At 65.5% G+C, this 663-nt stretch carries 1 protein-coding gene; it reads left to right on the top strand.

The window, feature by feature from the left end; genetic code table 11:
* On the top strand, positions 1–663 hold a 663-nt coding region (locus tag Tfont_RS14410), incomplete at its 5' end, for an EF-Tu C-terminal domain-related protein (RefSeq protein ID WP_260682416.1).

Here is a 663-nt window from a genome sequence, read left to right on the forward strand (position 1 = left end):
AAGGCGCTCGAAGGCGACAAGGGCGAGCTGGGCGAAGGCGCCATCATGAAGCTGGCCGAAGCGCTGGACAGCTACATCCCCACGCCCGAGCGCGCCATCGACGGCGCCTTCCTGATGCCCGTGGAAGACGTCTTCTCCATCTCCGGCCGCGGCACCGTCGTGACCGGCCGTATCGAGCGCGGCATCATCAAAGTCGGTGACGAAGTCGAAATCGTCGGCATCCGCCCCACCGCCAAGACCACCTGCACCGGCGTGGAAATGTTCCGCAAGCTGCTCGACCAGGGCCAGGCGGGCGACAACGTCGGCATTCTGCTGCGCGGCACCAAGCGCGAGGAAGTCGAGCGCGGCCAAGTGCTGGCCAAGCCCGGCTCCATCACGCCGCACACCCACTTCACCGGTGAGGTGTACGTGCTGAGCAAGGAAGAAGGCGGCCGCCACACCCCGTTCTTCAACAACTACCGTCCGCAGTTCTACTTCCGCACCACCGACGTCACGGGCTCCATCGAGCTGCCCAAGGACAAAGAGATGGTGATGCCGGGCGACAACGTCTCGATCACGGTCAAGCTGATTGCGCCGATCGCGATGGAAGAGGGCCTGCGCTTTGCGATCCGCGAGGGCGGCCGCACCGTCGGCGCCGGCGTCGTCGCCAAGATCATCGAGTGA

Origin of the sequence: Tepidimonas fonticaldi (genome assembly GCF_007556755.1) — a bacterium.
Lineage (GTDB): Bacteria > Pseudomonadota > Gammaproteobacteria > Burkholderiales > Burkholderiaceae_C > Tepidimonas > Tepidimonas fonticaldi.